The sequence below is a fragment of the Propioniciclava sp. genome (assembly GCF_047602245.1).
Taxonomy (GTDB): Bacteria; Actinomycetota; Actinomycetes; order Propionibacteriales; family Propionibacteriaceae; genus Propioniciclava.
This window is the reverse complement of the sequence record NZ_JASGHT010000001.1, coordinates 1,747,547-1,773,193: the sequence shown is the minus strand read 5'-3', so window position 1 is coordinate 1,773,193 and position 25,647 is coordinate 1,747,547. Positions and strand designations below refer to the sequence as shown.

Below are 25,647 nucleotides of genomic sequence, written 5' to 3'. Positions count from 1 at the left end.
ACCGATGACGAACCCAGAGCACGATCTCGCCGCCGAAGGAGATTGGGTCGAGATCGAACAGACCGTTCTCACTCCGCCCGAGCGGGCCCACGGTATCCCGGCCGACACCGCGGCCACCCCGCTGATGCTGTGGCTGAACGGCTTCGCCACCCACCCGGCCAGGGTGGGCGAGCAGGTCACCGTCCGTTCCCTGATCGGCCGGACGCACACCGGCACGCTGCGGACGGTCAATCCCGGCTACACCCACAGCTTCGGCGACACCGTCGCTGAACTGCTGACCATCGGAACGGAGTACGAGTCGTGACCGACCTGTCCTACCAGGGCGTGCTGGCCCGCAAGAACGAGATCATGAAGGCCTCGCTCGGGCTGGACTACGACACCTTCGCCACCAGCCCGATCGCCTTCGACTACGAGGGGATGATGGCGGCCACCGGCTTCTCGCTGGACGACATCACCGAGATCCAGCGCGAGACCAAGGTGGGCAACACCCCGCTGTACGAGTTGCGCCGGCTCACCGAGGCGGTCCGGGCGACCGCCGAGCCGGGCAAGGGTGCCACCATCCTGCTGAAGGACGAGGCAGCGAACGCGTCCGGCAGCTTCAAGGCCCGCCGGGCCTCGGTCAGCGCCTACGTCGCCCAGACCAAGGGCTATGCCGGCATGGTCACCGCCACCAGCGGTAACTACGGTGCTGCGGTAGCCTCCCAGGCCGCGCAACGCGGCCTGAAGTGCATCGTCGTCCAGGAGGTCTACGACAGCCACCGGGTCGGCCAGCCGGAGATCGTGGAGAAGAGCCGCGCCTGCGAGGCCTACGGTGCCGAGGTGCTGCGGCTGAGCGTCGGCCCCGAGCTGTTCTACGTGCTGCTGCGCACCCTGGAGGAGACCGGCTACTTCAACGCCAGCCTCTACACCCCGTTCGGCATCCGCGGGGTGGAGACCCTCGGCGCCGAGGTGGGACGCGAGGTGCGGCAGCGGTACGGCAAGGACCCGTCCGCGGTGATCGTCACCCACGCCGGCGGTGGCAACCTGACCGGCACCGCCCGCGGGCTGCGCGAGGTCGGCTGCTCCGGCACCCAGCTGATCGCCTGCTCGGTCGACCTCTCCGGCCTGCACATGGCCTCCGATACCGACTTCAACAACAAGTCCTTCACCACCGGCCACACCGGTTTCGGCGTCCCCTTCGCCACCTGGCCCGACCGGGTCGACGTGCCGCGCAACGCGGCCCGTCCGCTGCGCTATCTGGACGCCTACCAGTTGGTCACCCAGGGCGAGGTGTTCTACATCACCGAGCTGCTCACCAAGCTGGAGGGCATCGAGCGGGGCCCGGCCGGCAACACCAGCCTGACCGCCGCGGTGGCGGTTGCCCGGGACCTGGGCCGCGACGAGATCGTCGTCGTCCAGGAGACCGAGTACACCGGGGCGGGCAAGCACCACAACAGCCAGCTCTCCTTCGCCCGGCAGCGTGGCATCGAGGTCCGCCGCGGCGACCCGGCCGGCAACGTGCCCGGCCAGGCGATCGTGATCCCCGACCGGCTCGACCAGGTGAAGGGCAAGCCGCTGGACGTCGACCGGCTACGGACCAGCTACGTCAAACACGCCGCCCAGACCCACCCGGCGGCGCAGTGGACCGACACCGACCTGTCCTTCGTGGCCGCCGACGTCAACGGCTCACACGACCAGGTACGCAGCCTGCTCGCCGCGCTGGCGGGCACCGAAAAGGAGTGACCATGACCGACCGGATCGCGCGTTTCGAGGAGCGTCGCGCCCGCCTCGCCACCCTCTCCGACGAGCAGTTGAAGGAGAGGTTCTGGGAGCTCAACGAGGCGCTGATGACGCCCGTCGTCGAGCTGGCCCGCACCCACACCAGCCCCTCGATCGAGCGCTCGGTGCTGATGCGGATGGGGATCGACTCGGTCACCTGCCACCCGGTGGTGGACGCCCTGGTCGCCCGCCACCTGCTGGGCAAGGGTGCCGGGCACGCGGTGCTGAAGCTGGCCACCCGCCGCGGCTGCTCGCTGACCGAGGCCGCCGCCGCGATCGCCGAGGATCCGTCGGTGCTCGACGGCCTGTTCGAAGGGAAGTGACCACGATGACCTGGGGACCGCTGCAGCCCAACACCAAGCTCGACGTCGACGCCCTGATGCAGGACCTCGAGCACTACCGGCCACGCCGCAAGGGCTGGACCTGGCGCGAGGTGCCGCCCGAGGGCGTGGACGCCGGCCCGTTCCATTACGTCGACGCCAGCGTTCCGCTGAAGAACTCGATGCCGCTGCCCGCGGCGAAGTACTTCGACGGCATCGACCCGCAGCCCAGCTGCGTGGTCACCACCGAGATCGCCTCGGGCCAGTTCGAGGACGACGTCCGCCGGATGCGGATGGCGGCCTGGCATGGTGCCGACCACCTGATGGTGATCCGCACCGCGGGCCAGAGCCACATCGAGGGCCTGCTGGAGGGCACCACCAAGGGGGTGGGCGGCACCCCGATCACCCGCAAGATGATCCGCGCCACCCGCAAGGCGATCGACGTCATCGAGGACGAGGTCGGCCGGCCGATCAACTTCCACTCCTACGTGTCCGGCGTGGCCGGCCCCGAGGTGGCGGTGCTGTTCGCCGAGGAGGGCATCAACGGCGCCCACCAGGATCCGCAGTACAACGTGCTGTACCGCAATATCAACATGTACCGCTCGTTCGTCGATGCCGCCGAGGCCAAGCACGTGATGGCGGACGCCCGGATCATGCAGATCGACGGCGCGCACAACGCCAACGCCACCGCCAAGGCCGGCTGGCTGGTGCTGCCGGAGCTGATGGTGCAGCACGGGATCAACTCTATCTACTCCCGGATGGCCGGCATGGTGCCCGACTTGATCGGCCTGTCCACCGTGCCGCCGAACTCGCCGCCGGCCCGCAAGCTGTGGTTCGACCTGCCCTACGCGGTCGCGCTGCGCGACTTCTTCGCCGAGTACCGGATGCGCGCCCAGCAGAACACCCGCTACATCGAGGCGGACATCGAAGAGGCGGTCCGCACCCACTCGATCGACACGCTGATCTCCATGCTGACCAGGGCTGACATCCAGTCCACCATCACCCCGGACGAGGGTCGCAACGTTCCCTGGCACTACAACAACATCCGTGGCCTGCAGACCGTGAAGCAGATCTGGTCGGGCCTGGACGGGATCAACGAACTGGTCCAGCTGCGGCACGACGGACCCCTGGGTGAGATGTCCCGCGACATCCGGGAACGCGCGGTCGCCTTCATCGAGGAGATCATCGAGGCCGGCGGCTACTTCGCCGCCGTCGAGCAGGGCTTCTTCGTCGACTCCGCCCGCTACCCCGAACGCAACGGCGACGGCATCGCCCGCGACTCGGCCGGCGGCGTGGGCGCCGACACCATCGTCGAGCGCGACCCCGACTACTACGCCCCGGTCTGCTCGCACTTCGGCAACAGCACCGTGCCGGCCTGGGTGACCGCGGGGGAGAAGGCCTGCGACCCGATCGGCGGCTGCACGCTGTGCGACCCGTCCCGGATCGTGTTCATCGACGAGCTCGACCCCTCCGACACCGCCGAGCGGCGGCTGGCCAGCACCCGGGCCTACCGCATCGGCGGCACGATCAAGCCGGAGGTCGAGTTCGCCGGCGACGGCACCATCCTGATCCAGCTGTTCGTCCCGGAATCGGCCGACATCGCCGCCGCCTACGCCGTGGAGATGGCCACCAAGCTCGGCCTGGAGGATCCGCAGGTGATCAACGTCCAGGTGATGCAACCGGCCGAGGGCTGCTTCCTCGAGGTCAAGGGCGTCGTCACGTTCGACATCGAACGCTCCAGCCTGAAGATCCCGGAGAAGATCACCCTGCTGCCCGAGGACGAGGTGCGCGACTTCATCAAGGAGCGCGGGCTCACCGTGGTGGCCGGCACGGTCGGCGAGGACGAGCACTCGGTCGGGCTGCGCGAGATCCTCGACATCAAGCACGGCGGGATCGAGAAGTACGGCGTCAAGTACACCTACCTCGGCACCTCGGTACCGATCGACAAGATCGTGGACGCCGCGGTGGAGACCGGCAGCGACGCCATCCTGATCTCGACGATCATCAGCCACAACGACATCCACCGCACCATGATGCGCAAACTGCACGACCTGTGCGTGGAGCGGGGAATCCGGGACCAGCTGGTGCTGATCGCCGGCGGCACCCAGGTCAGCCGCGAGATGGCCGCCGAGACCGGGATGGACGCCACCTTCGGTCGCGGCACCAAGGGCATCGACGTGGTGGATGCGATGGTCAAGGCAATGCGGGCCCGCGGGCTCGACAGCAGGGACGAGTGATCTCGCCATGACCACCGTCGTCACCCTCGAGATCGGCTCGACCATCACCAAGGCCAACGCCTTCGAGCTGGCCGGCGGCCGCTTCCACCACGCCGGGCAGGGTTTCGCCGCCACCTCCGTCGCCCAGGGCGACGTGGGCGTCGGGGTGGACGCCGCCTTGGCCGAACTGCGGGCGAGTTCGGCGGCCGAGGTGGACGGCGGCGAGGTGTTCGTCAACAGCTCGGCGGCCGGCGGGCTGCGGATGAGCGTCCACGGCCTCACCCAGGGGATGACCGCCCGCGCCGCCCGCGAGGCCGCGCTGGGCGCCGGGGCGATCGTGGCGCTGACCACCGTCGGGCCGATCGACTCCTACGACATCGAAGAACTGCGCGAGGTGCGGCCGAACATCATCCTGCTGGCCGGCGGTGTTGACCACGGTGAGAAGCGGACCGTGCTGCGCAATGCCCGCGCGCTGGCCCAAGCCCGGCTACGGGCGCCGGTGGTGTACGCCGGCAACACCGCCGTCCGCCGGCAGGTGCAGGAGATCTTCGCCGCGGTGGACGAGAAGGTCATGCTGACCGACAACGTCTTCCCCGACGTGGACGTGCTCCGGATCGAGCCGGTGCGCGAACTGATCCACGAGGTGTTCAACGAGCACATCGTGCAGGCGCCGGGGATGTCCCGGCTGGCCGCGCTCTCCCGCCACGGCATCCTGCCGACACCGGGTGCGGTGCTGCTGGCCACCGAGATCTTCGCCAATACCGTCGGCGACGCGCTGGTGATGGACGTCGGCGGCGCCACCACCGACGTGCACAGCGTCACCGACGGCAGCCCGGAGTGGGTATCCCACAGCATCGACCCCGAGCCGCGCGCCAAACGCACCGTCGAGGGCGACCTCGGCGTCTACGTGAACGCCCACAATGTGGCGGACATGTCGGCCGACCCACAGGCCGGGGTGAGCATGGAGTTCCTCGCCGCCATGCCCAGCAACGAGCGGGAGGCCAGCGTCACCCGCTGGCTGACCGCACGAGCGGTCGAGGCCGGGATCCGGCGGCACGCCGGCGGCGTGGTCGACCTGTTCACCCCCACCGGCAAGACCCAGATCGTCCGCGGCAAGGACCTCACCGCCGTCCGCTGGATCGTGGGCACCGGCGGCGCCCTGACCAAGATCGACGGCGGCGCCGGCATCCTGGCCCGGATCCGGCTGGGCGCCGGCACCCGGCTGCTGCCGCCACCGGAGGCCCGGATCCTGATCGACCGGCACTACCGCTTCTCCGCACTCGGCACGATCGCGCAGTCCTACCCCGATGAGGTGGCGGCCACCTTCGCCGAGTGGGTGGAATCCTACGACGACGCCGAGGGGGCGTGACCCATGCATCCCACCACGCCCAGACTGGAGATTCACCCCGAGCGGATGGCGCACAACCTTCGTGTGGTGACCGGGCAATGCGCCGAACACGGCGTCAGCGTTGCTGCGGTGACCAAGGTGATGGGTGCCCATCCTGCCGTGCTGTCGGCGATCGCCGGGTCGGCGGCGGCCATGGTCGCCGACTCCAGGATCAGCAATCTGCAGCGAATCGCGTCCGCCGGCCTCGGCCTGCCCACCATGCTGCTGCGTCCGGTCGGCCCGGGCAGCGCCGCCGATGTGGTGCGGTGGGCCGACTACTCGCTGAACTCCTCGGTGACCACCATCCGCGCGCTGTCCGAAGCGGCCGTGGCGGGTGAGACGACCCATCGGATCGTCCTGATGGTCGACGTCGGCGATCTGCGGGAGGGGATCTGGCCCGACCGGGTGGCCGGCGTGATCAAACAGGTCGCCCGGCTTCCGCACATCGAGGTGGCCGGACTGGGAACGAACCTGGCCTGCTACGGCGGCGTCGCGCCCACCCCGGAGAACCTGGCGGTGCTGGTCGAGGTGCGGAACCAATGCCGGACGGCGACCGGCCTGCCGCTGGATCTGCTCTCGGGCGGCAACAGCTCCAACCTGCCGCTGATGGCCGCCGGCCAGATGCCGCCACAGATCAACCAGTTGCGGATCGGCGAGGCGATCTGGCTGGGCCGCAATGTGCTCGACCGGACGCCGTGGCCCGGGGCCCGGCAGGACACCGTCCGGGTGGTGGCCGAGGTGGTCGAGTTGGAGCGCAAGCCGTCGGTGCCGTTGGGCCCGATCGGCCAGGACGCCTTCGGCGGGCATCCGGTGTGCGTCGACCGCGGCGTCCGGAGGCGGGCGATCTGCAATATCGGCCGCCAAGACATCGCCGCGGACGCGCTCACCCCGCAGGATCCCGGGATCATCGTGCTGGGCGCGAGCAGCGACCACCTGATCCTCGACGTCGAGGACGCCGTCGGCCCGGTGCAGGTCGGCTGCGAACTGGGCTTTTGGCCCAGCTACGGCGGACTGCTGTCCGCTAGCACTTCCCCCTACGTGTGGAAGGTCGCGGTCGCCGACCACGGCGCCACCGCACCCGCCACCCGGCAGTGGCACCGCGCCACCGCCTAAGAACCACCGATAGCCCCATCAACCAAGGAGATACGGCGATGAAGATTGGAATCCCGACCGAGATCAAGAACCAGGAGCACCGGGTCGCGATCACCCCTGCCGGGGTGCATCACCTGACCGCGCGGGGCCACCAGGTGCTGGTTCAGCAAGGGGCCGGGGTCGGTTCGGCGATCAGCGACGAACAGTACCGCCAGGCCGGCGCCACCCTGGTGCCGGACGCCGCCGGAGTGTGGGGTGACGCCGAACTGCTGGTGAAGGTGAAGGAGCCGATCGCCGCCGAGTACGGCTACCTGCGCGACGACCTGGTGCTGTTCACCTACCTGCACCTGGCCGCAGACCGGCCGCAGACCGAGGCGCTGCTCTCCGGTGGCACCACCTCGATCGCCTACGAGACCGTGCAGACCGACCGAGGCGCGCTGCCCCTGCTGCTGCCGATGAGCGAGGTCGCCGGCCGGCTGGCCACCATCGCCGGCACCAACGCGCTGCTCAAGCACACCGGCGGCAGCGGCACCCTGCTGTCGGGCGTCCCCGGGGTCAACCCGGCCAAGGTGGTCGTGATCGGTGGCGGCACCGCCGGCCGGAACGCCGCCCAGATGGCCTACGGAATGCGGGCCGACGTGACCATCCTGGACGTCGTCGCCGACACCTTGATCCAGCTCGACGCCGAGTTCAACGGCCACGTCAAGACCGTGGTGTCCACCGCCTACGCGATCGAGGAGGCCGTCCGCGAGGCCGACCTGGTGATCGGCACCGTGCTGGTGCCCGGCGCCCGCGCCCCCAAGCTGGTCAGCAACGAGCTGGTCGCCGCCGCCAAGCCGGGCTCGGTCTTCGTCGACGTGGCGGTCGACCAGGGCGGCTGCTTCGCCGACACGCATCCGACCACCCACGCCGATCCGACCTACCCGGTGCACAACAGCGTGTTCTACGCCGTGGCGAATATGCCGGGCTCGGTGCCGGTGACCTCCACCCGCGCCCTGACCAACGCGACCCTGCCCTACATCAGCCAGCTCGCCGACAAGGGCTGGCGCCGCGCGCTCGGTGAGAACCAGGCGTTGGCGAAGGGACTGTCCACCGTGGGCGGCGTGCTCACCAACGAGCCTGTCGCCGCCGCCTGGCAGCTCGACTACACCGCTGTGGAGCAGGTTCTGATCAGCTGATCCGCGGCACCCGTGCCGCCGGCGGGCTGGTCTTTGACCAGCCCGCCAACAAGACCCACACGCCTCAATGCCGAGGCAAGGAAACAGCAGGAGGAGATTCATGTATACCTACGTGATACGCAGCAACCTGATCGAACCGTCTCCCAGTGCAGGTGAGGGGAACTGAGATGACGTCGATTCACAAGAGCCTCGCGCCGGGTCATCCGGACGCACAGCCGCCCCAGGGCCTGCAGCGCTCGATCAAGCCCCGCCACATGGTGATGATCGCCGTCGGCGGCACCATCGGCACCGGCATCTTCTTCGTCAGCGGCAACGCCATCTCAGGCATCGGCCCGCTGGGCGCGGTGATGGCCTTCGGGCTGATGAGCGTGATCGTCTACTTCATGATGCAGGGCCTGGGCGAGATGACCACCGAGCTGCCGATCTCGGGCTCCTTCCAGGAATACTCCACCCGGTTCATCGATCCGGCGCTGGGTTTCACCTTCGGCTGGAACTACTGGTTCTGCTGGGCGATCACCGTGGCCACGGAATTCGTGGCCGGCGCGATGATCGTCAAATACTGGCTACCGGACACTCCGGCATCACTGTGGGCAGTGCTGTTCTACTTCCTGCTGCTCGGGCTCAACCTGATCTCCGCCCGCGGTTTCGCCGAGAGCGAGTACTGGTTCGCCGGCGTCAAGATCGTGGTCATCGTGCTGTTCCTGATCACCGGCGTGGCGATGATCTTCGGCATGATCGGCAGCGGTTCCCCGGGTTTGGCCAACTGGACCCTGCACGATCCCACCAGCGGCAACACCGCTCCACTGTTCGGCGGCCTCGGCGGCTTCATGGCGATCTTCCTGATGGTGGCCTACACCTTCTCCGGCACCGAGCTGACCGGCGTCGCCGCGGCCGAGACCGAGGATCCGCGACGGACCGTCCCGAAGGCGATCCGGTCGGTGTTCTGGCGGCTGCTGTTCTTCTACATCGGCACCGTCGTGGTGCTGGGCTTCCTGGTGCCGTTCAACGATCCGCACCTGCTCTCCAGCGACGTCACCGAAGTGGCCACCTCACCGTTCACCATCGTGTTCCAGAACGCCGGCTTCATCGTGGCGGCCTCGTTCATGAACGCCGTGGTGCTGACCTCGGTGCTGTCCTGCGGCAACTCCGGCCTGTTCTGCGCCTCCCGCATCCTGTACGCGATGTCGGTCAGCGGGCAGGCGCCGAAGTCGCTGAGCAAGCTGAACAAGCGCGGCGTCCCGGTGCGGGCCGTCTTCGTCACCAGCCTGGTGGCGGCGGTCAGCTTCGCCACCTCACTGGTCGGCGACGCCAAGTTCTACATCGCGATCGTCAACCTGTGCGCCACCTCCGGCGTGGTGGTCTGGTTCGGTATCGCCTGGTGCCAGCTGCGGTTCCGCAAAGCCTGGCTGGCTCAGGGCCACACCGTCGAGGAGCTGAAGTTCCGGTCGAAGTTCTACCCCTGGGGCCCGTGGATCGCGATGGCGGTCTTCGTCTTCATCATCTTCGGCTCGGGCTACTGGATCTTCACCACCGAGCAGACGCCGTTCGACTTCTGGTTCAACCTGATCACCAACTACGTGCTGACCCCGGTTCTGGTGGCGATGTACCTGATCTACAAGAAGCGGCACAACACCAAGATGGTCAAGCCGGAAGACGCCGATCTCACCATCCCCGCGCACGAGGCGAACTTCGCCGAGTGACCCCGACCCACCCGGTGCCCCCACCCAGGCCAGGCAGGAATCAGCGGGTGCAGACCACCAACCAGGTCGGATCGGCACCTGGGTAGGGGGACACCGATTCCGCGGACGCCCGCAGCCGGTAGCGCTTCAGCTCGGCGCGGGCGTCCGTCACCTCGTCGGCGGCACTGGCACCTTTCAGCGCCACGATCACGCCGGAGGACGCCAACAGCGGGGCGCACCAGTCCAGCAGGCGGGGGAGCGGGGCGACCGCCCGCGAGGTCACCGCGTCGTAGCTGTCGTGGTGGGCCATCGCGTCGCGGGCGTCCGGACCCATGGCGCGGCCGCGCACCACCCGGACGCGATCACCGAGCCCGAGTTCGTCGACCGCCTCGGTCAGGAAGGTGGCTCGGCGCAGCAGCGGCTCGAGCAGGGTCACCGACAGATCCGGGCGGGCCAGCGCCAGCGGGATGCCGGGCAGGCCGGCCCCGGACCCCACATCCACCACGCGCACCCCGGCCGGAATCGCCGAGGCGACCGCGACCGAGTTGAGCAGATGCCGGTCCCAGAGACGTCCGACCTCACGCGGACCGATCAGACCCCACTCGACGCCGCGCGTCGCCAGAATCCCGGCATACCGTTCAGCCAGGCCGAGTCGATCGCCGAAGACGGACGCCGCCACCGCGGGGGTCGCGGGTGCCACCGGGGCGGTCACGGCGTCCGGGTCGTTCCCGCTCAGGACTTCGCCTTGGGCAGCACGACGACGCGGCGCTGCGGCTCCTCGCCCTCGGACTCGCTGACGTGACCGCCGGCGGCGACCGCGTCGTGCACGATCTTGCGCTGGTAGGGGTTCATCGGCGACAGCCGCACCGGCTCGCCGGTGCTCTGCACCTCGGCCAGCGCATCGGCGGCCAGGTCCTGCAGCATGGCGCGCTGCTTGTCGCGGAAGCCCGCGACATCCAGCATCAGCCGACTGCGGTGACCGGTCTCGGTCATCACGGCCAGGCGAGCCAGCTCCTGCAGCGCCTCGAGCACCTCGCCGTCCTTGCCGACGAGCACGTCGGAGTCGGTGAGGATCGACACGTGCGCGCGCCCGCCCTCGTTGAAGGTGTCAATGTCGCCGTCCAGGTCGGCGATGTCGAGCAGCTCTTCGAGGTAGTCGGCGGCCACTTCACCTTCGTTGGTGAGCGCCTCCTCGCGCTTGCTCATCCGCGGCGCCGCGTCGGCGTCCGTTTCGGTACCGGCGTCGGCGTCGTCAGCCGGCGTTTCGACGACGTCGGATTCGACCGCGTCGGCGTCGGCGACGATCACGTCCTGCTCCTGGCTCATCTGCTTCATCCCTTCGAATCGCCACCGGACTTGGGGCGTGCTTGCTTACGTTGTGCGCGCGTGCCCTTGGTCGGCTGCTGCCGCGTCACGCGCTGCTTGCCCTCGGACGCCGCATCGGCCGGGCCGGCGACAGGCGAGGAAGAACCCTGCTGGGGCGCCGGGGCGGAGGTGGAGCCCGCCCGGCCCTGGCGCGCGACCGTGGTCGACGAGCCGCCGGCGACGCGTCCGGTGCGCTTCTTGCGCAGCTTCTCCGAACGCTCCCGGATGATCGCGTCCGGGTCCTTGCCCTTGGCCTTCATCCGCTCCTGCCAGTCGATGAAGGCCGGCGTGTTCGGGCTGGGGTTGTTGCGGATCAGGATGTACTGCTGCGCGAGCGTCCACAGGTTGGAGCTCAGCCAGTAGATCATCACGCCGATCGGGAAGCTGACGCCGGTGAACAGGTAGATCGCCGGGAACAGGTACAGCATCATCTTCTGCTGCTGCGCGAACGGGCCCTCCAGCGCCTCGGGCGGCATGTTCTTGCGCATCAGCTGCAGCTGGGTGACGAACAGCGAGGCGGTCATCGTGATGATCAAGAACACCGCGACGAACAGCGTCGGGCCCATCACGAACCCGTTCTGGGACAGGGTGGCCGAGATCTCGGCGCCGAAGATCGTCGAATGCTGCAGCGAGGAGACCAGTCCGGGGTTGCTCTCGAACCAGTAGCCCACCGGGGTGCCGCGCGCCGCGCCGTTGAGCACGTAGAACAAGCCCAGGAAGATCGGCATCTGTAGCAGCAGCGGCAGGCAGGAGGCCGCCGGGTTGACGCCTTCCTCCCGGTAGAGCTTCATCACCTCTTGGCCGTAACGCTCACGGTCGTGGCCGTACTTCTCCTGCAGGGCGCGCGTCTTCGGCTGGATCAGCTGCATCGCGCGCGAGCTGTTGATCTGCCGCACGAACAGCGGGATCATCAGCGTCCGGACCACCACGGTCAGCGACACGATCGCCAGCACCCAGGTCCAGCCCGAATTCGGGTCGAGCAGATGGCTCCACAGCCAGTGCGCGCCGGCGAGAATGCCGGACATGGCCCAGTAGATGGGCTGCATGATCAGGTTGAAGAAGCCAGCAATACCGTCAAACACGATGCACCTTCTGTGCTCGGCCGGCCGGCGGCACGGGGTCGTACCCGCCCAGCGACCAGGGGTGGCAGCGCACGAGGCGCTTCACAAAGAGATACGTGCCCCGGATCGACCCGTGGATGCGCACCGCATCCAACGCGTACGCCGAGCACGTGGGGTGGAATTTGCAGACGTCGCCGTACAGCGGACTGATGACGGCGCGGTAGGCCTTGAGCAGGCCGATCAGGATGTACTTCACGCGGCGGCCCCCAAGCGGGTCAGCGCCGTCTGCCAGGCCGAGGCGAAGTCGTCGGCGAGCGGACCGTGCGCGGCGTCCGGGAGTGCGCGGACGACCACATCGACCGGAATGGGCGACGTGGTCAGCACGCCGGCGACCATATGCCGCAACCGGCGCTTGACCCGGTTGCGGGTCACCGCGTTGCCGACCGCCTTGGACACGACAAAGCCCGCCCGAGACGGCGGGCTTTGCTTACCGATCGCGTGCACGACCAGCGTGCGCCTGCCCACCCGGACGCCGCCGCGCACCACGGAACGGAACTCGTCCGAGGCGCGCAATCGGTGAGGGGCGGGCAGCACCGCGTTCGTGACCGGGTCAGCCGGCGAGGCGGGCGCGGCCCTTGCGGCGGCGATCCGCCAGGATGGCGCGTCCGGCGCGGGTGCGCATACGAAGGCGGAAGCCATGGGTGCGGCTGCGACGCCGGTTGCTCGGCTGGAAAGTGCGCTTGCTCACGCCAATCTCCCTAACTCAAATGACCACTGGTTCGCGGATCGACTGTGCCCACGCGGACACAGGCATCGCCTGGGCGGCGACTGTCCAACGATACGCGGCCGACACGGTTGCGGGCAAACCGAGGGTGAACCGGGTCCAGGTCGAGCCGACACGCCGGTCATCATCACAATCGCGTACCGGAATCATTTGCCCGGCCCGGATCGAGCCACTAGCGTGAACTCCCACGAACGTCGGCATGAATGCTCCACCGCAGCGAACCGAACGCTCGTTCGCCGGTCCACACCCTGTGGATGAGGGTGTGGAAGAAGAATCGAATCGAGGGGGAGGACGATGGCCACCGACGCCGACGCTGCCCTCTCCAGCGGCTGGAACCACATCTGCGAACAGGCCCCCGCGCCGGTCAAGCCATGGTTCACCTCGGCGAAACCCCTGGCCCTGCACGGTTCGACGCTGGTAGTCGCCGTCCCCAACGACTTCTCCCGCGAGCGGGTCGCCGTCCGGCACCGCGAGTGGATAGAAACCACGCTGGCCGCACACTACGGACGCCCGATCCAGCTCGCGGTCAGCGTCGATCCGTCGCTGGAAGACGAGCTCGACACCGAGGACGCCTCCGCACCCGCGCTGCCGCTCGAGGTGGCCTCGCACGGGCTCGGCGTGAGCGCGGCCGCCGGCTTCGGCCCTGGCTCGGCCCCGGCGCCGGGCAACGGCGTCCGGCTCAACCCCAAGTACACCTTCGAGAACTTCGTGATCGGCTCCTCGAACCGGTTCGCGCACGCCGCGGCGGTCGCGGTCGCCGAAGCGCCCGGCAAGTCGTACAACCCGCTGATGATCTACGGGCCGTCGGGGCTGGGCAAGACGCACCTGCTGCACGGCATCGGGCACTACGTCCGCCAGTATCTGCCCCAGGTGCGGGTGAAGTACGTCTCCACCGAAGAGCTCACCAACGACTTCATCAACGCGATCTCGGAGAACCGCACGGCCGAGTTCCGCCGCGCCTACCGCGATATCGACGTGCTGCTGATCGACGACATCCAGTTCCTGGAGAGCAAGATCCAGACCCAGGAAGAGTTCTTCCACACCTTCAACACGCTGCACAACGCGCAGAAGCAGATCGTGATGACCTCCGACCGGCCGCCGCGGCTGCTGGAGGCGCTCGAACCGCGGCTGCGCAGCCGCTTCGAGTGGGGTCTGCTCACCGACATCCAGCCGCCCGACCTGGAGACGCGCATCGCGATCCTGCGCAAGAAGGCGACCGCTGAGCATCTGTCGGCGCCGCCGGAGGTGTTGGAGTTCATCGCCGACAAGATCGCGACCAATATCCGCGAATTGGAGGGCGCGCTGATCCGCGTCACCGCCTTCGCGAGCCTCAACCAGCAGCCGGTCGAGTTGCGGCTGGCCGAGGACGTGCTGCGCGACCTGATTCCCGAGGGCGTCGAGGCGCAGATCACGCCGCAGCTGATCATGAGCCAGACCGCGACCTACTTCAACATCAGCGTCGACGACCTGTGCGGGCCGGCGCGCACGCACGTGCTGGTCACCGCGCGCCAGATCGCGATGTACCTGTGCCGTGAGCTGACCGACTCGTCGTTGCCCGCGATCGGACGCCTCTTCGGCGGCCGCGACCACACCACGGTGATGCACGCCAACAAGAAGATCCGCACCCTGATGGCGGAGCGGCGCACCATCTACAACCAGGTCACCGAATTGACCAACCGGATCAAGCAGGCGGCGTCCGCGCACTGATCCTCAGTGGACCTCAGCTCCGCAGTGGACCTCACCACCGTCGTGGGCATCGTCACGGCGGCTTCTCACCGTCCTTCCTCGCGTGTCGCGAGCGCCGCACGGGGGGGCTCGCGCGTACTTCCGGTGTTCTCAGCGGTGTGGACGCGCCGTTACCTGGACGTCACCGTTGGGGACGTTCTCCCCAACAACCCTGTGGATAACTGGGGCTACCTGGGGAGAACTCACCGGCGCCCAGACGATCTCCACAGCCGCCCACCGTCCGGACCGGAATTTTCCACAGGTTGCGCAGGGGCGAAACACCGGCACGACAGCGCCGAACGCCCTTCATCCACGACATCCACAACCGTGACGATGACCAGGAAAGGAGAAACATCTCCTGAAGTTGAACTCACCTCAGCGCACACCTGTGGGGAACTCGGCCTCGCCACTGCAAGGCTCGTTCGCACGGTAGGATCGGGCAGACGCCTGCGCCCCCGCGCGGGCACGCCGAAGCTCAAACTCGTGACTTGGGAGCATCAGTGAAGATTCATGTCGAGCGTGACGTCCTGGCCGATGCCGTCCAGTGGGTCGCCCGCAGCCTGCCGAACCGTCCCAGCGTGCCGATTCTCGCGGGACTGAAGCTGGAGGCGTCCGGCAACCAGGTGGTGCTGTCGAGCTTCGACTACGAAACCTCCGCGAAGGTGGTCGTCGCCGCCGACGTGACCGAAGAGGGCACCGCACTCGTCTCGGGCAAGCTGCTGGCCGAGATCGCGCGCAGCCTGCCGGCCAAGCCGGTCAGCCTGAGCAGCGACGACTCGCGCCTGGAGATCACCTGCGGTTCGGCGCGCTTCACGCTGCAACTGCTGCCGGTGGGCGAATACCCCGACCTGCCCGAGATGCCGTCCGCCACCGGAACCCTGGAGCCGGAACTGTTCGCCCAGGCCGTCGCGCAGGTGGTCGTGGCCGCCGGACGCGATGAGCTGCTGCCCGTCTTCACCGGCGTCCGCCTCGAGATCGAGGGCGACACCGTGTCGCTGCTGGCCACCGACCGGTACCGGATGGCGCTCAAAGAACTGCCCTGGACGCCGACCGGTTCGGTCACCGACGGGGCGGCCCTGGTGCCGGCCCGGGTGCTGTCGGAGTCGTCGAAGTCGATGACGGCCGGCGAGCGCATCTCGCTGTCGCTGGCGGCCGGCGACGGCGGCGAGGGCCTGATCGGCTTCGCCGGCGAGGGCAGCAACGGCGTCCGCGAGATCACCACCCGCCTGCTCGACGGCGAGTTCCCGAAGGTGCGCCACCTGATGAGCATCCAGCCGAACCTGACCGTGCGCGCCAACACCTCCGAGATCGTGTCCGCGGTCAAGCGTGTCGCCCTGGTCGCCGAACGCAACACCTCGCTGCGGATGGTGATCGGCGAGGACCACATCACCCTGGAGGCCGCCACCGGCGACCAGGCCCAGGCCGTCGAGGCGCTCGAAGCGACCGTGGTCGACGAGACCGGCCAGGGGCTCAGCATGAACGCCGCCGGCTTCAACCCGCACTACCTGCTCGATGCGCTCAACGCGCTTGACACCCCGTATGTGAACTTCGCGTTCACCGCGCCCGGCAAGCCGTGCCTGCTGACGCCGCTGGTCGAACTCGACGGCGAGCCGTCGGCCGACTACAAGCACGTCATCATGCTGATGCGCCTGCCCCAGTGAGCGCGGGGGTGCCGTGTTCGTCACGCACCTGAGCCTGGCCGACTTCCGGTCCTGGCCGTTCGCCGAACTCGAATTCGAGCCCGGGGTCACCACGCTGACCGGGCGCAACGGCCAGGGCAAGACGAATCTCATCGAGGCGGTCGAATACCTGGGCACGCTCGGCTCGCACCGGGTCGGCTCGGAGGCTCCGCTGATCCGGCACGGCTCGCCGCGCGCGATCGTGCGGGCGCGGGTGCAGGCCGGGCTGGACGATCCGCGTTGCCTGACGTTGGAGGTGGAGCTTCGCTCGGGGCAGGCCAACCGGGCGTTGTTGAACCGTGGCCCGCTCAAGCGCCCGCGCGATCTGCTCGGCGCGTTGCGGGTGGTGCTGTTCTCGCCGGAAGATCTGCGGTTGGTGAAAGGCGATCCCGCCGACCGGCGTCGTTTTGTCGATGAATTGATCACGCAGCGGTGGCCGCGGCTGGCCGGGGTCCGCGCCGACTACGACCGGGTGCTGCGGCAACGCTCGATGCTGCTGAAGTCGTGGTCCGGACGCCGGAGCCTCGACGAGGCGTCCGAGGCCACCTTGGCGGTATGGGACGACTCGCTCGCCCAGTTGGGGGCCGAACTGGTCCAAGCGCGGCTGCTGACGTTGGAGGCGATGGCCCCGTTCGTGGCGGACGCCTACCGCGCCATCGCGCCCACCAACAACGAGGCGTCGGTCGCCTACAAATCGAGTTCGCTGGGGATGAACCCGGACGCCGCGGCGTCCGGTGAGGCGGAGGCGTCCGGAACCGCCCCTCTGCTCGCTGACGATTCGCGCGTGAGCGTGGATGAACTCGCCGGACGGCTGCGCGCGCGGATGGCGGAGCGGCGGCGCGAGGAGTTGGCGCGCGGCGTGACCCTGGTCGGCCCGCATCGTGACGACCTGGTGCTCACGCTGGGGGAGTTGCCGGCCAAGGGCTACGCCTCGCACGGCGAATCCTGGTCGTTCGCGCTGGCGCTCAAGCTGGGCGCCTACGAACTGCTGCGTTCCGACGGTGTCGAGCCGGTGCTGATCCTCGACGACGTCTTCGCCGAACTGGACGAGGTGCGTCGCGCCCGGCTGGCCGGCCGGATCGCGGACGCCGAACAGGTGCTGATCACCGCCGCGGTCGCCTCCGACGTGCCGGCCTCGCTGGCTGGACGCCGCTATGTCATCGCCGACGGCACGGTGACGCGGGATGATCCGGTCGAGGGGGATCTCGGTCGTGACTGAGCTCCCGGGTGTTCCTGAACCTCGTCCCGTGTCGGAAGCGTCCGGGGCTGCCGAACCAGAACCAGAGGAGACCGTGCCCTTCGAGCCGACCGGGCTCGATCTGGCCCGCCAGATCGCCGCGGCCGCGGGTCGGGCGGTTCCGTCGCCGGCGCCGAAGAAGGCCAAGAAACGGACGCGGCGGGCGTCCGGCCGGGAGCGGGCCGAACCGGTGGCGCTCGGTGAGGCCCTCGAGGGCGTCATCCAGGAGCGCGGCTGGACCACCGAGGTCAACGTGCACCTGCTGCTCGGCCGCTGGCCGGAGCTGGTCGGCCCGGCGGTGGCGGAGCATGCGACGCCGGAGGCCTACCGTGATCGGGTGCTGGTGGTGCGCACCACCTCGACCAACTGGGCCTCCCAGTTGCGCCTGATGGCGCCGCAGCTGGTGGCCCGGATGAACGCCTCGCTCGGCCAGGGCACTGTCACGCGGGTGCAGATCCTCGGTCCTGAGGCGCCGAGTTGGCGCCACGGCCCGCGCACGGTGAAAGGACGCGGCCCGCGCGACACCTATGGGTGACTCCTTCCGCCGCCGTTCGCGACATGGACCCGGGCATGTACCCCCGCACGGAATCGGGGGTCCAAGCGTCCAGAAGGCCGCACAAGGCCGTACAGCGGCAAGAAGGTCGTCCACTGCGCTCACAGAATGACCGGATCTGAGGCTTTCCCTAGTAAGATGGGGGAGTTCCGAAGGCGCCGCCCCGCAACGAAAGCTGTGGGCGGCGTCGGTGTGCAAGGAGAAGAGAGCCTGTGACGGCAACCAACAACGGCGCCCGCACTGCCGGTGCCGCCGCGACCGCGGTCGAAGAGGGCAAGTACGACGCCAGCGCGATCACGGTCCTGGAAGGTCTGGAGGCCGTCCGCAAGCGGCCCGGCATGTACATCGGCTCGACCGGTGAGCGCGGCCTGCACCACCTGGTCTACGAGATCGTCGACAACTCCGTCGACGAGGCGCTGGCCGGCTACTGCGACACGATCACGGTCGAGTTGCTGCCGGGCGACGGCGTCCGGGTCACCGACAACGGGCGCGGCTTCCCGGTCGATCTGCACCCCAAGGAGAAGATCCCGGCGGTCACTCTCGCGCTGACCGTGCTGCACGCCGGCGGCAAGTTCGGCACCGGCGGCTACAAGGTGTCCGGTGGTCTGCACGGTGTTGGCGCCTCGGTGGTGAATGCACTGTCGGACAAGTTGCAGGTGGACGTCCGCCGCGACGGCTACCACTGGCGCCAGGAGTTCTGCCTCGGCGTACCCGAGTATGACCTCAAACAGCTCGAGCCGCTGGCCGAGGGCGACGAGATCGGCACCACGATCACCTTCTTCGCCTCGCCGACGATCTTCGAAACCACGCACTACAACTGGAACACGCTGTCGACGCGCTTCCGCGAGATGTGCTTCCTGAACAAGGGCCTGACCATCAGGCTGATCGACCGGCGCCCGGTCAACGGCGACGCCGAGGCTGACCCGGACGCCGACCACGACGACTTCCTCGATGAGAACGGCGACGCGGCTGCGGGCGAGCGTGAGGTCACCTACCGCTATGACGACGGCCTGATCGATTTCGTGAAGTACCTCACCGGCAAGAAGGAGACGATCCACCCCAGCGTGATCGCCATCGATGCCGAGTCGCCCGATGACCGGCTGTCGCTCGAGGTCGCCATGCAGTGGAACAGCTCGTTCAACGAGTCGGTGCACACCTTCGCCAATGCGATCAACACCCACGAGGGCGGCACCCACGAAGAGGGTTTCCGCGCGGCGCTCACCAACACCGTCAACCGGTGGGGTGAAAGCTGGGGAATGATCAAGAAGAAGGAAGACCGGCCCTCCGGCGACGACATCCGAGAAGGCCTGACCGCGATCATCTCGGTCAAGCTCGCCGAGCCGCAGTTCGAGGGCCAGACCAAGACCAAGCTGGGCAATACCGAGGCCAAGAGCTTCGTGCAGAAGGTCGTCAACGACCTGCTCGGCGACTGGTTCGAGAAGAACCCGGCCGAGGGCAAGGACATCATCCGCAAGTCCCAGGCCGCGGCGTCCGCACGCATCGCGGCCCGCAAGGCGCGCGACATGGCCCGCAGCCGCAAGGGCCTGCTCGGCTCCACCAGCCTGCCCGGCAAGCTGGCCGACTGCTCCAGCCGCAACCCGGTCGAGTGCGAGGTGTTCATCGTCGAGGGCGATTCGGCCGGCGGTTCGGCCAAGGGCGGACGCGATCCGCGCACCCAGGCGATCCTGCCGATCCGCGGCAAGATCCTGAACGTCGAGAAGGCGCGGCTGGACAAGATCCTCGCCAACAAGGAGGTCGAGGCGATCTTCAACGCGCTCGGCACCGGCTTCTCCGACGACTTCAACATGGACCGGCTGCGCTATCACAAGATCGTGCTGATGGCGGACGCCGACGTCGACGGCGCGCATATCCGCACCCTGCTGCTGACGCTGCTGTTCCGGTTCCTGCGCCCGCTGATCTCGGCCGGGCACGTATATCTGGCCCAGCCGCCGCTGTTCCGGTTGCGCTGGACGAACGCGCCGCATGAGCTCGCCTATTCCGACGACGAGCGCGACCGGCTGCGCGATCAAGGCCTGGCCGAGGGCAAGAAGCTGCCGAACGTGAACCCGATCCAGCGCTACAAGGGCCTGGGCGAGATGGACGCCGAAGACCTGTGGAACACCACCATGGATCCCGATCAGCGCACCCTGGCCCAAGTGACCCTCGACGACGCCGCGTCGGCGTCCGATCTGTTCAGCATCCTGATGGGCGAAGACGTCGAGCAGCGCCGGAGCTTCATCCAGCGCAATGCCAAGGACGTCCGGTTCCTCGATATCTGAGAAAGAAGCCATGAGCGACGAGATCAACGGCCCCGGTAACGACGAGGCAGCCGAGAACCAGGCCCCCACGCCCGAGACTCCACAGGCCGAGGACGCCCCGGCGGTCGAGGCGTCCGGCACCGATACGAGCGAGGATGCTGCGCCCGGCGAGAGCGCCGAGGAGGCCGGCGATTCCGGCGGCCCGAAGGGGACGATCGCCGAGATCGACCTGAACGAGGAGATCCAGAACAGCTACCTCGACTACGCGATGAGCGTGATCGTGGGCCGGGCGCTGCCGGATGTGCGCGACGGGCTCAAGCCGGTGCACCGGCGGGTGTTGTACACCATGTACGACGGCGGCTACCGTCCCGATCGTGGCTGGAACAAGTGCTCGCGCATCGTCGGCGACGTGATGGGCAAGTACCACCCGCATGGTGACTCGGCGATCTACGACACCCTGGTCCGGCTGGCGCAGCCGTGGGTGATGCGGCACAAGCTGGTGGATGGCCAGGGCAACTTCGGCTCGCCCGGCAACGACGGCGCCGCCGCAATGCGGTATACCGAGTCGAAGATGAACCCGCTGGCCATGGAGATGGTCCGCGATATCGACGAGAACACCGTCGACTTCCAGCCCAACTACGACAACAAGGACACCGAACCGGTCGTCCTGCCCGCCCGCTTCCCGAACCTGCTGGTCAACGGGTCCACCGGCATCGCGGTCGGCATGGCCACCAACATCCCGCCGCACAATCTGCGCGAGATCAACGACGCCGTGCAATGGATGCTCGCCCGCCCCGAGGCCACCCGCGAGGAGAAGCTGGAGGCCTGCATCGAGCGAATCAAGGGCCCCGACTTCCCCAACGGCGCGCTGATCGTGGGCCGCAAGGGCATCGAGGACGCCTACCGCACCGGCCGCGGCCTGGTCACCATGCGCGCGGTGATCGATGTCGAAGAGGACGCCCGCGGGCGCACCCAGCTCGTCGTCACCCAACTGCCCCACATGTGCAACCCGGACAACCTGGCGTTGAAGATCGCCGAACTGGTCAATTCGGGGCGCCTCACCGGCATCTCCGACATCCGCGACGATTCCTCGGCGCGCACCGGCCAGCGCCTGGTCATCGTGCTCAAGCGCGACGCTCAGCCGCGCGTGGTGATGAACAACCTGTACAAGCACACCCCGCTGCAGGACACGTTCGGCTGCAACATGCTCGCCCTGGTGGACGCGGTGCCGCGCACGCTGCGCATCGACCAGTTCCTGGGCAACTGGGTGCGGCACCAGATTCAGGTCATCCAGCGCCGGACGGCCTACCGGCTCGCCCAGGCCGAGCGGGACGCCCACATCTACCGCGGCCTGGTCAAGGCGCTGGACGCCCTGGATGAGGTGATCGCGCTGATCCGCGCCTCGTCCACCACCGAGGAGGCCCGCACCGGCCTGATGGGGCTGCTGGAGATCGACGAGGTGCAGGCCAACGCGATCTTGGAGATGCAGCTGCGCCGGATCGCGGCCCTGGAGCGGCAGCGGATCATCGACCGGCTGGCCGAGTTCGAGCGCAAGATCGCCGACCTGAAGGACATCCTCGCCAAGCCGGAGCGGCAGCGCGAGATCATCTCCACCGAACTGCAGGAGATCACCGACAAGTACGGCGACGAGCGCCGCACCCGGATCATCGCCGCTGACGGTGACCTCTCCGATGAGGACTTCATCCCCGATGAGGACATGGTGGTCACCATCACCTACGGCGGCTACGTGAAGCGGACCCGCTCGGACCAGTACCGCGTCCAAAAGCGCGGTGGCAAGGGGGTTCGCGGCGCGAGCCTGCGCACCGACGACGAGGTGCAGCACCTGTTCACCACCTCCAGCCACCACTGGCTGCTGTTCTTCACCAACTTCGGCCGGGTCTACCGCGCCAAGGTGTGGCAGTTGCCCGAGGCGTCCCGGGACGCCAAGGGTGGCCATGTGGCGGGCCTGATGAGCTTCCTGCCCGAGGAGCAGATCGCCGGCGTGCTGACCATCCGCGCCTACGACGAGAAGCCGTACCTGCTGCTGGCCACCAAGAAGGGCCTGGTCAAGAAGACCGAGCTGTCGGCCTACGATTCGGCACGCCAGGCCGGCCTGATCGCGATCAACTTCCGCGAGGAGGGCGACGAACTGATCGGCGCGGCCGCCTGTTCGGCGTCCGACGATGTGCTGCTGATCTCCACCAAGGGCCAGGCGATCCGGTTCCGGGCCGACGACGAGCAGCTGCGGCCGATGGGCCGGGCCACCTCGGGCGTGACGGGGATGAAGTTCCGTGCCGGCGACGAACTGCTCAGCATGGCGGTCATCGACGCCGACACCCCCGAGGACGACCGGTTCGTCTTCACCGTCACCGACGGCGGCTTCGCGAAGCGGACCGCGGTGAGCGAGTACCGGGTGCAGGGCCGCGGAGGCCTGGGCATCAAGGCGATGAAGCTCAACTCTGATCGCGGTTCGCTGGTCGGCGGCCTGGTGGTGAGCGAGACCGACGAGGTGATCGCGATCAAGCAGTCGGGCCAGGTGATCCGCTCCGCGGTCGAGGGCGTGCCGGCCAAGGGCCGCGACACGATGGGGGTGAAGTTCGTCGGATTGACCGGTGACGACACCGTGACGGTGATCGCGCTCTACCCCGAGACGAACGATTCCGAGGGTGACGCCCCCGAAGCGGACGCCGCCGCGTCCGGTGACGATTCGGCGGCCGAGAGCGGCGCCGATCTGACGCCGGAGGGCGCAGCGGATACCGTGGTGCCACCCGTGGCCGACGGCGGCAGCGGTGAGGAGGAATGACGGTGACTGAGACCCAGCCAAGGACCGGCTCGCGGACGCGTCGCGCGAGGTTGAGGATCTCGCGCGTCGATCCGTGGTCGGTGATGAAGACCTCGTTCCTGTTCTCGATCGCGCTCGGCATCATGATGTGGGTCGCCATGTACGTGGTGTGGACGCTGGTGAACGCGTCCGGAATGATCGAGGCGCTCAACAGCGTCCTGACGATGCTGCTGGCCAGCGACCAGGATCAGACGGCCGTGCGGGTCGAGGATTTCGTGAACACCAATAAGCTGATGGCCGCCACCACGCTGTTCGCGGTGATCAATGTGGTGATTCTCACCGCTCTCGGAACGATCTTCGCCTTCCTGTACAACCTCTCCGCCAATATTCTCGGCGGTCTGGAGTTGACGCTCGCGGAGGACTGATCTGGTCCGTTGGAGTGCCCGGCGCACTATTTGCCACCGCGTGCGCCGGGGCATTCGAGGCGTCTCACGATGATGTCTCGTAGGGTGTTCACTATTGATCACCGTCAAACCGGCATGCTTGAATATGCGCGAGGTATGTGTGTCCGCACCCCCAATCGGACCTGCCTCAAGCGCTGATTGACGTAATCGTCGGCGCCTATCAGGACATGAGGTCGATCCCTGGTGCGCGAGCCTGCCCGCAGACATGTGGTGACGACACTGCTGTGCGTTGCCGGTCTCAGCGCCGCCCGGCTACGGAGGCGGCGCCGCTTCGGCGTCCCCTCGGGGGAGGTGGCGCCTCGTCGGTGACTGACCCACCCCTGGCTCCTCCTGTGCAGCCTGCCTTCCCTTCGACGGAAACAACACCCACCCAACCCCCCACCCGAAAGGGATCAAGAGTGAAGAACAACACCCAGCGAGGACTTCTCGCGGGCATGGGCGCGCTGATCGCAGCGTTCACCCTCGCCCTGAGCGGCGTCGGCGTCGCGAACGCCGCGCCCCCGCAGCCCGTGCCCGCCCAGGGCAGCGTCACCGTGCACAAGCTCGAGCAGCCGCCGGCCTTGGGCGACCCTGCCACCGGCGAGCAGTTGCCCCCGCAGACCGGGGGGATCGACGGCGTCACCTACGCGGCCTATCTCGTGCCCGGGATCGACCTGAACACCAATGCCGGCCAGCAGGCGGCCTCGGCGCTGACCCCGGCGTCCGCGTGGACCGCGGTCGCCGATGCGGCAGCACCCAACGAGCCTGCCGCGGCGATGACCCGGACCACCGCCAGCGGCGGTGTGGCGTCCTTCACGCCGCTGGCGCGCGGGGTGTACCTGTTCCGCGAAACCGCCGCGCCCGCGGGCGTGACCGCCGGCGCCGACTTCCTGGTCGCCGTGCCGCTCACCGACCCGACCAACCTGGACGCCTGGCTGACCGACATCTACGTCTACCCGAAGAATGCGCGGATCACCGGCGACAAGACGGTCGTCAACGCCGTCGACTACGTGGTCGGCGACACCGCCACCTGGAGCATCAGCGCCGCGATTCCGCGCCTGGAGAACCCGGTGGCCGGCGCCCCGTTCGTCGCACCGGACGCCTTCCGGATCACCGACACCCTGATCGACGCGCAGCTCAGCAGCACCGCCGCCGGCATCCGGGTGACCGTGCCGACCGGCCTCAGCGCGCCGGACGACTACTCCGTCGAGCCTGTCTCGACCGTCGTGAACACGGGCACGGTGGCGGCCCCGAACAATGTGCCCGCCACCCGTTGGCAGGTCACCTTCACCCCGGCCGGGCGCGCGAAGCTCGCCACCGCCGTCAACGCGGATGCCAACGCCCGCGTCACCGTGACGGTCGACACGCAGGTGCTGGCGTCCGGCGCGATCACCAACGCGGCCAAGGTGTACCCGAACGCGGCGTCCATCACCAACGAGCAGCCGCTGGCGATCGATGCCGCCGAGATCCGCTACGGCGACTTCCGGGTGCAGAAGGACAGCACCGACGCCGCCGTGACCGGGGCACAGCTCGCGGGGGCTCAGTTCCGCGTCTACCTGAGCGAGGCCGCCGCCAAGGCCGGAGGCAACGACTACCTCACGCCCACCGGCAACCCCCAGGGTCTGTGGACCACCGACAACACCGGGCAGTTCCTCATCGAGGGCCTGCGCGACAGCGGCTTCGCCGACGGCGCCGTCGTCAACCCCGGTGACTCCGCCTACCAGACGTACTGGCTGGTCGAGGTCAAGGCGCTTGAGGGCCACCAGCTGCTCGCCGAGCCGCTGTCGTTCACGGTGACCCAGGGCAGCACCGGATCCGCCACCGCGGACCTCACCGTGACCAACCAGATCACCTCCGGTGGTTTCGAGCTGCCGCTCACCGGTGGCACCGGCACGGCGCTGCTGACCATCGGCGGCCTGGCCCTGCTCGGCCTGGTGTTCTTCGTGGCGCGCCGTCGCCGCGCGGACGCCTGATCGTCGGCCGCTGATCCGCTCCCGCCCGCAGACTGCGGGCGGGAGCGACACCACCACAGGAGAGGAGGCACCCATGGATGACGCGCGCGCGCGAACGGCCTCGGGTGCCTCCCGCCCTGCTCCCACGCCGGTGCCCTCGCGAGGCCGGCGATCGAAC

The 25,647-nt window shown here is 68.4% G+C and carries 22 protein-coding genes; 16 read left to right on the top strand and 6 right to left on the bottom strand.

Annotation, left to right across the window (positions count from 1 at the left end):
* Window positions 1-4: 4 nt before the first annotated feature.
* From ortA to QM708_RS08420, 8 genes are all read left to right on the top strand, one after another.
* Entirely contained in the window at window positions 5-304 is a 300-nt protein-coding gene (ortA, locus tag QM708_RS08455) for a 2-amino-4-oxopentanoate thiolase subunit OrtA (RefSeq protein ID WP_415106718.1), read from the top strand.
* Window positions 301-1,722 (top strand): 2-amino-4-oxopentanoate thiolase subunit OrtB, encoded by a 1,422-nt coding sequence (gene ortB, locus QM708_RS08450; protein ID WP_415106715.1) that lies wholly within the window; start codon window positions 301-303, stop codon window positions 1,720-1,722. The genes ortA and ortB overlap by 4 nt, the downstream gene beginning before the upstream one ends.
* 2 nt (window positions 1,723-1,724) lie before the next feature.
* Window positions 1,725-2,081 (top strand): D-ornithine 4,5-aminomutase subunit OraS, encoded by a 357-nt coding sequence (gene oraS, locus QM708_RS08445; RefSeq protein ID WP_415106712.1) that lies wholly within the window; start codon window positions 1,725-1,727, stop codon window positions 2,079-2,081.
* A gap of 5 nt (window positions 2,082-2,086) precedes the next feature.
* A complete protein-coding gene (gene oraE, locus QM708_RS08440; protein ID WP_415106709.1) occupies window positions 2,087-4,315 on the top strand; it encodes a D-ornithine 4,5-aminomutase subunit OraE in 2,229 nt (742 codons plus the stop codon).
* A 7-nt stretch (window positions 4,316-4,322) separates the two neighbouring features.
* Entirely contained in the window at window positions 4,323-5,663 is a 1,341-nt protein-coding gene (locus QM708_RS08435; RefSeq protein ID WP_415106706.1) for a glutamate mutase L, read from the top strand.
* A 3-nt stretch (window positions 5,664-5,666) separates the two neighbouring features.
* On the top strand, window positions 5,667-6,794 hold the full coding sequence (locus tag QM708_RS08430) for an alanine/ornithine racemase family PLP-dependent enzyme (protein ID WP_415106703.1): 1,128 nt from the start codon (window positions 5,667-5,669) through the stop codon (window positions 6,792-6,794).
* Window positions 6,795-6,832: 38 nt separating this feature from the next.
* Complete coding sequence (ald, locus tag QM708_RS08425; protein ID WP_415106700.1) at window positions 6,833-7,951, top strand: alanine dehydrogenase; 1,119 nt, start codon at window positions 6,833-6,835, stop codon at window positions 7,949-7,951.
* A 167-nt stretch (window positions 7,952-8,118) separates the two neighbouring features.
* The gene (locus tag QM708_RS08420; protein WP_415106697.1) at window positions 8,119-9,651 is read left to right on the top strand and encodes an amino acid permease; all 1,533 of its coding nucleotides are present in this window, start codon (window positions 8,119-8,121) and stop codon (window positions 9,649-9,651) included.
* A gap of 40 nt (window positions 9,652-9,691) precedes the next feature.
* Here QM708_RS08420 and rsmG read toward each other — a convergent pair whose 3' ends face one another.
* Genes rsmG through rpmH form a run of 6 tightly spaced genes read right to left on the bottom strand, consistent with a single transcriptional unit; the run spans window position 9,692 to window position 12,804 of the window.
* Window positions 9,692-10,342 (bottom strand): 16S rRNA (guanine(527)-N(7))-methyltransferase RsmG, encoded by a 651-nt coding sequence (gene rsmG, locus QM708_RS08415; protein ID WP_415106694.1) that lies wholly within the window; start codon window positions 10,340-10,342, stop codon window positions 9,692-9,694.
* Between the two features lie 20 nt (window positions 10,343-10,362).
* Window positions 10,363-10,956 (bottom strand): protein jag, encoded by a 594-nt coding sequence (locus QM708_RS08410; protein ID WP_415106691.1) that lies wholly within the window; start codon window positions 10,954-10,956, stop codon window positions 10,363-10,365.
* A 5-nt stretch (window positions 10,957-10,961) separates the two neighbouring features.
* Window positions 10,962-12,041 (bottom strand): membrane protein insertase YidC, encoded by a 1,080-nt coding sequence (gene yidC / locus QM708_RS08405; RefSeq protein WP_415111356.1) that lies wholly within the window; start codon window positions 12,039-12,041, stop codon window positions 10,962-10,964.
* Window positions 12,042-12,069: 28 nt separating this feature from the next.
* Window positions 12,070-12,312: a membrane protein insertion efficiency factor YidD gene (gene yidD, locus QM708_RS08400; protein WP_415106689.1), complete on the bottom strand. Its 243-nt coding sequence runs from the start codon at window positions 12,310-12,312 to the stop codon at window positions 12,070-12,072.
* Complete coding sequence (rnpA, locus tag QM708_RS08395; RefSeq protein WP_415106686.1) at window positions 12,309-12,650, bottom strand: ribonuclease P protein component; 342 nt, start codon at window positions 12,648-12,650, stop codon at window positions 12,309-12,311. The genes yidD and rnpA overlap by 4 nt, the downstream gene beginning before the upstream one ends.
* A 16-nt stretch (window positions 12,651-12,666) precedes the next feature.
* Window positions 12,667-12,804, bottom strand: coding sequence for a 50S ribosomal protein L34 (gene rpmH / locus QM708_RS08390; protein ID WP_415106683.1), 138 nt, complete (start codon window positions 12,802-12,804; stop codon window positions 12,667-12,669).
* A gap of 330 nt (window positions 12,805-13,134) precedes the next feature.
* Between rpmH and dnaA the strand changes: the two genes are divergently transcribed.
* From dnaA to QM708_RS08350, 8 genes are all read left to right on the top strand, one after another.
* The gene (dnaA, locus tag QM708_RS08385; protein WP_415106680.1) at window positions 13,135-14,547 is read left to right on the top strand and encodes a chromosomal replication initiator protein DnaA; all 1,413 of its coding nucleotides are present in this window, start codon (window positions 13,135-13,137) and stop codon (window positions 14,545-14,547) included.
* Window positions 14,548-15,065: 518 nt separating this feature from the next.
* Window positions 15,066-16,226 carry a DNA polymerase III subunit beta gene (gene dnaN / locus QM708_RS08380; protein ID WP_415106677.1) on the top strand — a complete coding sequence of 387 codons (1,161 nt, stop codon included), beginning with the start codon at window positions 15,066-15,068 and terminating at the stop codon, window positions 16,224-16,226.
* Window positions 16,227-16,239: 13 nt separating this feature from the next.
* On the top strand, window positions 16,240-17,463 hold the full coding sequence (gene recF, locus QM708_RS08375) for a DNA replication/repair protein RecF (RefSeq protein ID WP_415106674.1): 1,224 nt from the start codon (window positions 16,240-16,242) through the stop codon (window positions 17,461-17,463).
* Between the two features lie 73 nt (window positions 17,464-17,536).
* On the top strand, window positions 17,537-18,016 hold the full coding sequence (locus QM708_RS08370) for a DUF721 domain-containing protein (RefSeq protein WP_415106671.1): 480 nt from the start codon (window positions 17,537-17,539) through the stop codon (window positions 18,014-18,016).
* Window positions 18,017-18,246: 230 nt separating this feature from the next.
* The gene (gene gyrB / locus QM708_RS08365) at window positions 18,247-20,313 is read left to right on the top strand and encodes a DNA topoisomerase (ATP-hydrolyzing) subunit B (protein WP_415106668.1); all 2,067 of its coding nucleotides are present in this window, start codon (window positions 18,247-18,249) and stop codon (window positions 20,311-20,313) included.
* Window positions 20,314-20,323: 10 nt separating this feature from the next.
* Window positions 20,324-23,095: a DNA gyrase subunit A gene (gene gyrA / locus QM708_RS08360; RefSeq protein WP_415106665.1), complete on the top strand. Its 2,772-nt coding sequence runs from the start codon at window positions 20,324-20,326 to the stop codon at window positions 23,093-23,095.
* A gap of 2 nt (window positions 23,096-23,097) precedes the next feature.
* Window positions 23,098-23,499, top strand: a complete 402-nt coding sequence (locus QM708_RS08355) for a DUF3566 domain-containing protein (RefSeq protein WP_415106662.1) — start codon at window positions 23,098-23,100, stop codon at window positions 23,497-23,499.
* A 437-nt stretch (window positions 23,500-23,936) separates the two neighbouring features.
* A complete protein-coding gene (locus tag QM708_RS08350; protein ID WP_415106660.1) occupies window positions 23,937-25,490 on the top strand; it encodes a SpaH/EbpB family LPXTG-anchored major pilin in 1,554 nt (517 codons plus the stop codon).
* Window positions 25,491-25,647: the final 157 nt, after the last annotated feature.

Bases quoted from the DNA above. Each gene is read 5' to 3' on its own strand.
- ald (WP_415106700.1), top strand. From the start codon at position 6,833: ATGAAGATTGGAATCCCGACCGAGATCAAGAACCAGGAGCACCGGGTC.
- QM708_RS08420 (WP_415106697.1), top strand. From the start codon at position 8,119: ATGACGTCGATTCACAAGAGCCTCGCGCCGGGTCATCCGGACGCACAG.
- yidC (WP_415111356.1), bottom strand. From the start codon at position 12,041: ATGCAGCCCATCTACTGGGCCATGTCCGGCATTCTCGCCGGCGCGCAC.
- ortA (WP_415106718.1), top strand. From the start codon at position 5: ATGACGAACCCAGAGCACGATCTCGCCGCCGAAGGAGATTGGGTCGAG.
- QM708_RS08410 (WP_415106691.1), bottom strand. From the start codon at position 10,956: ATGAGCCAGGAGCAGGACGTGATCGTCGCCGACGCCGACGCGGTCGAA.
- dnaA (WP_415106680.1), top strand. From the start codon at position 13,135: ATGGCCACCGACGCCGACGCTGCCCTCTCCAGCGGCTGGAACCACATC.
- oraE (WP_415106709.1), top strand. From the start codon at position 2,087: ATGACCTGGGGACCGCTGCAGCCCAACACCAAGCTCGACGTCGACGCC.
- gyrA (WP_415106665.1), top strand. From the start codon at position 20,324: ATGAGCGACGAGATCAACGGCCCCGGTAACGACGAGGCAGCCGAGAAC.
- oraS (WP_415106712.1), top strand. From the start codon at position 1,725: ATGACCGACCGGATCGCGCGTTTCGAGGAGCGTCGCGCCCGCCTCGCC.
- QM708_RS08435 (WP_415106706.1), top strand. From the start codon at position 4,323: ATGACCACCGTCGTCACCCTCGAGATCGGCTCGACCATCACCAAGGCC.
- QM708_RS08430 (WP_415106703.1), top strand. From the start codon at position 5,667: ATGCATCCCACCACGCCCAGACTGGAGATTCACCCCGAGCGGATGGCG.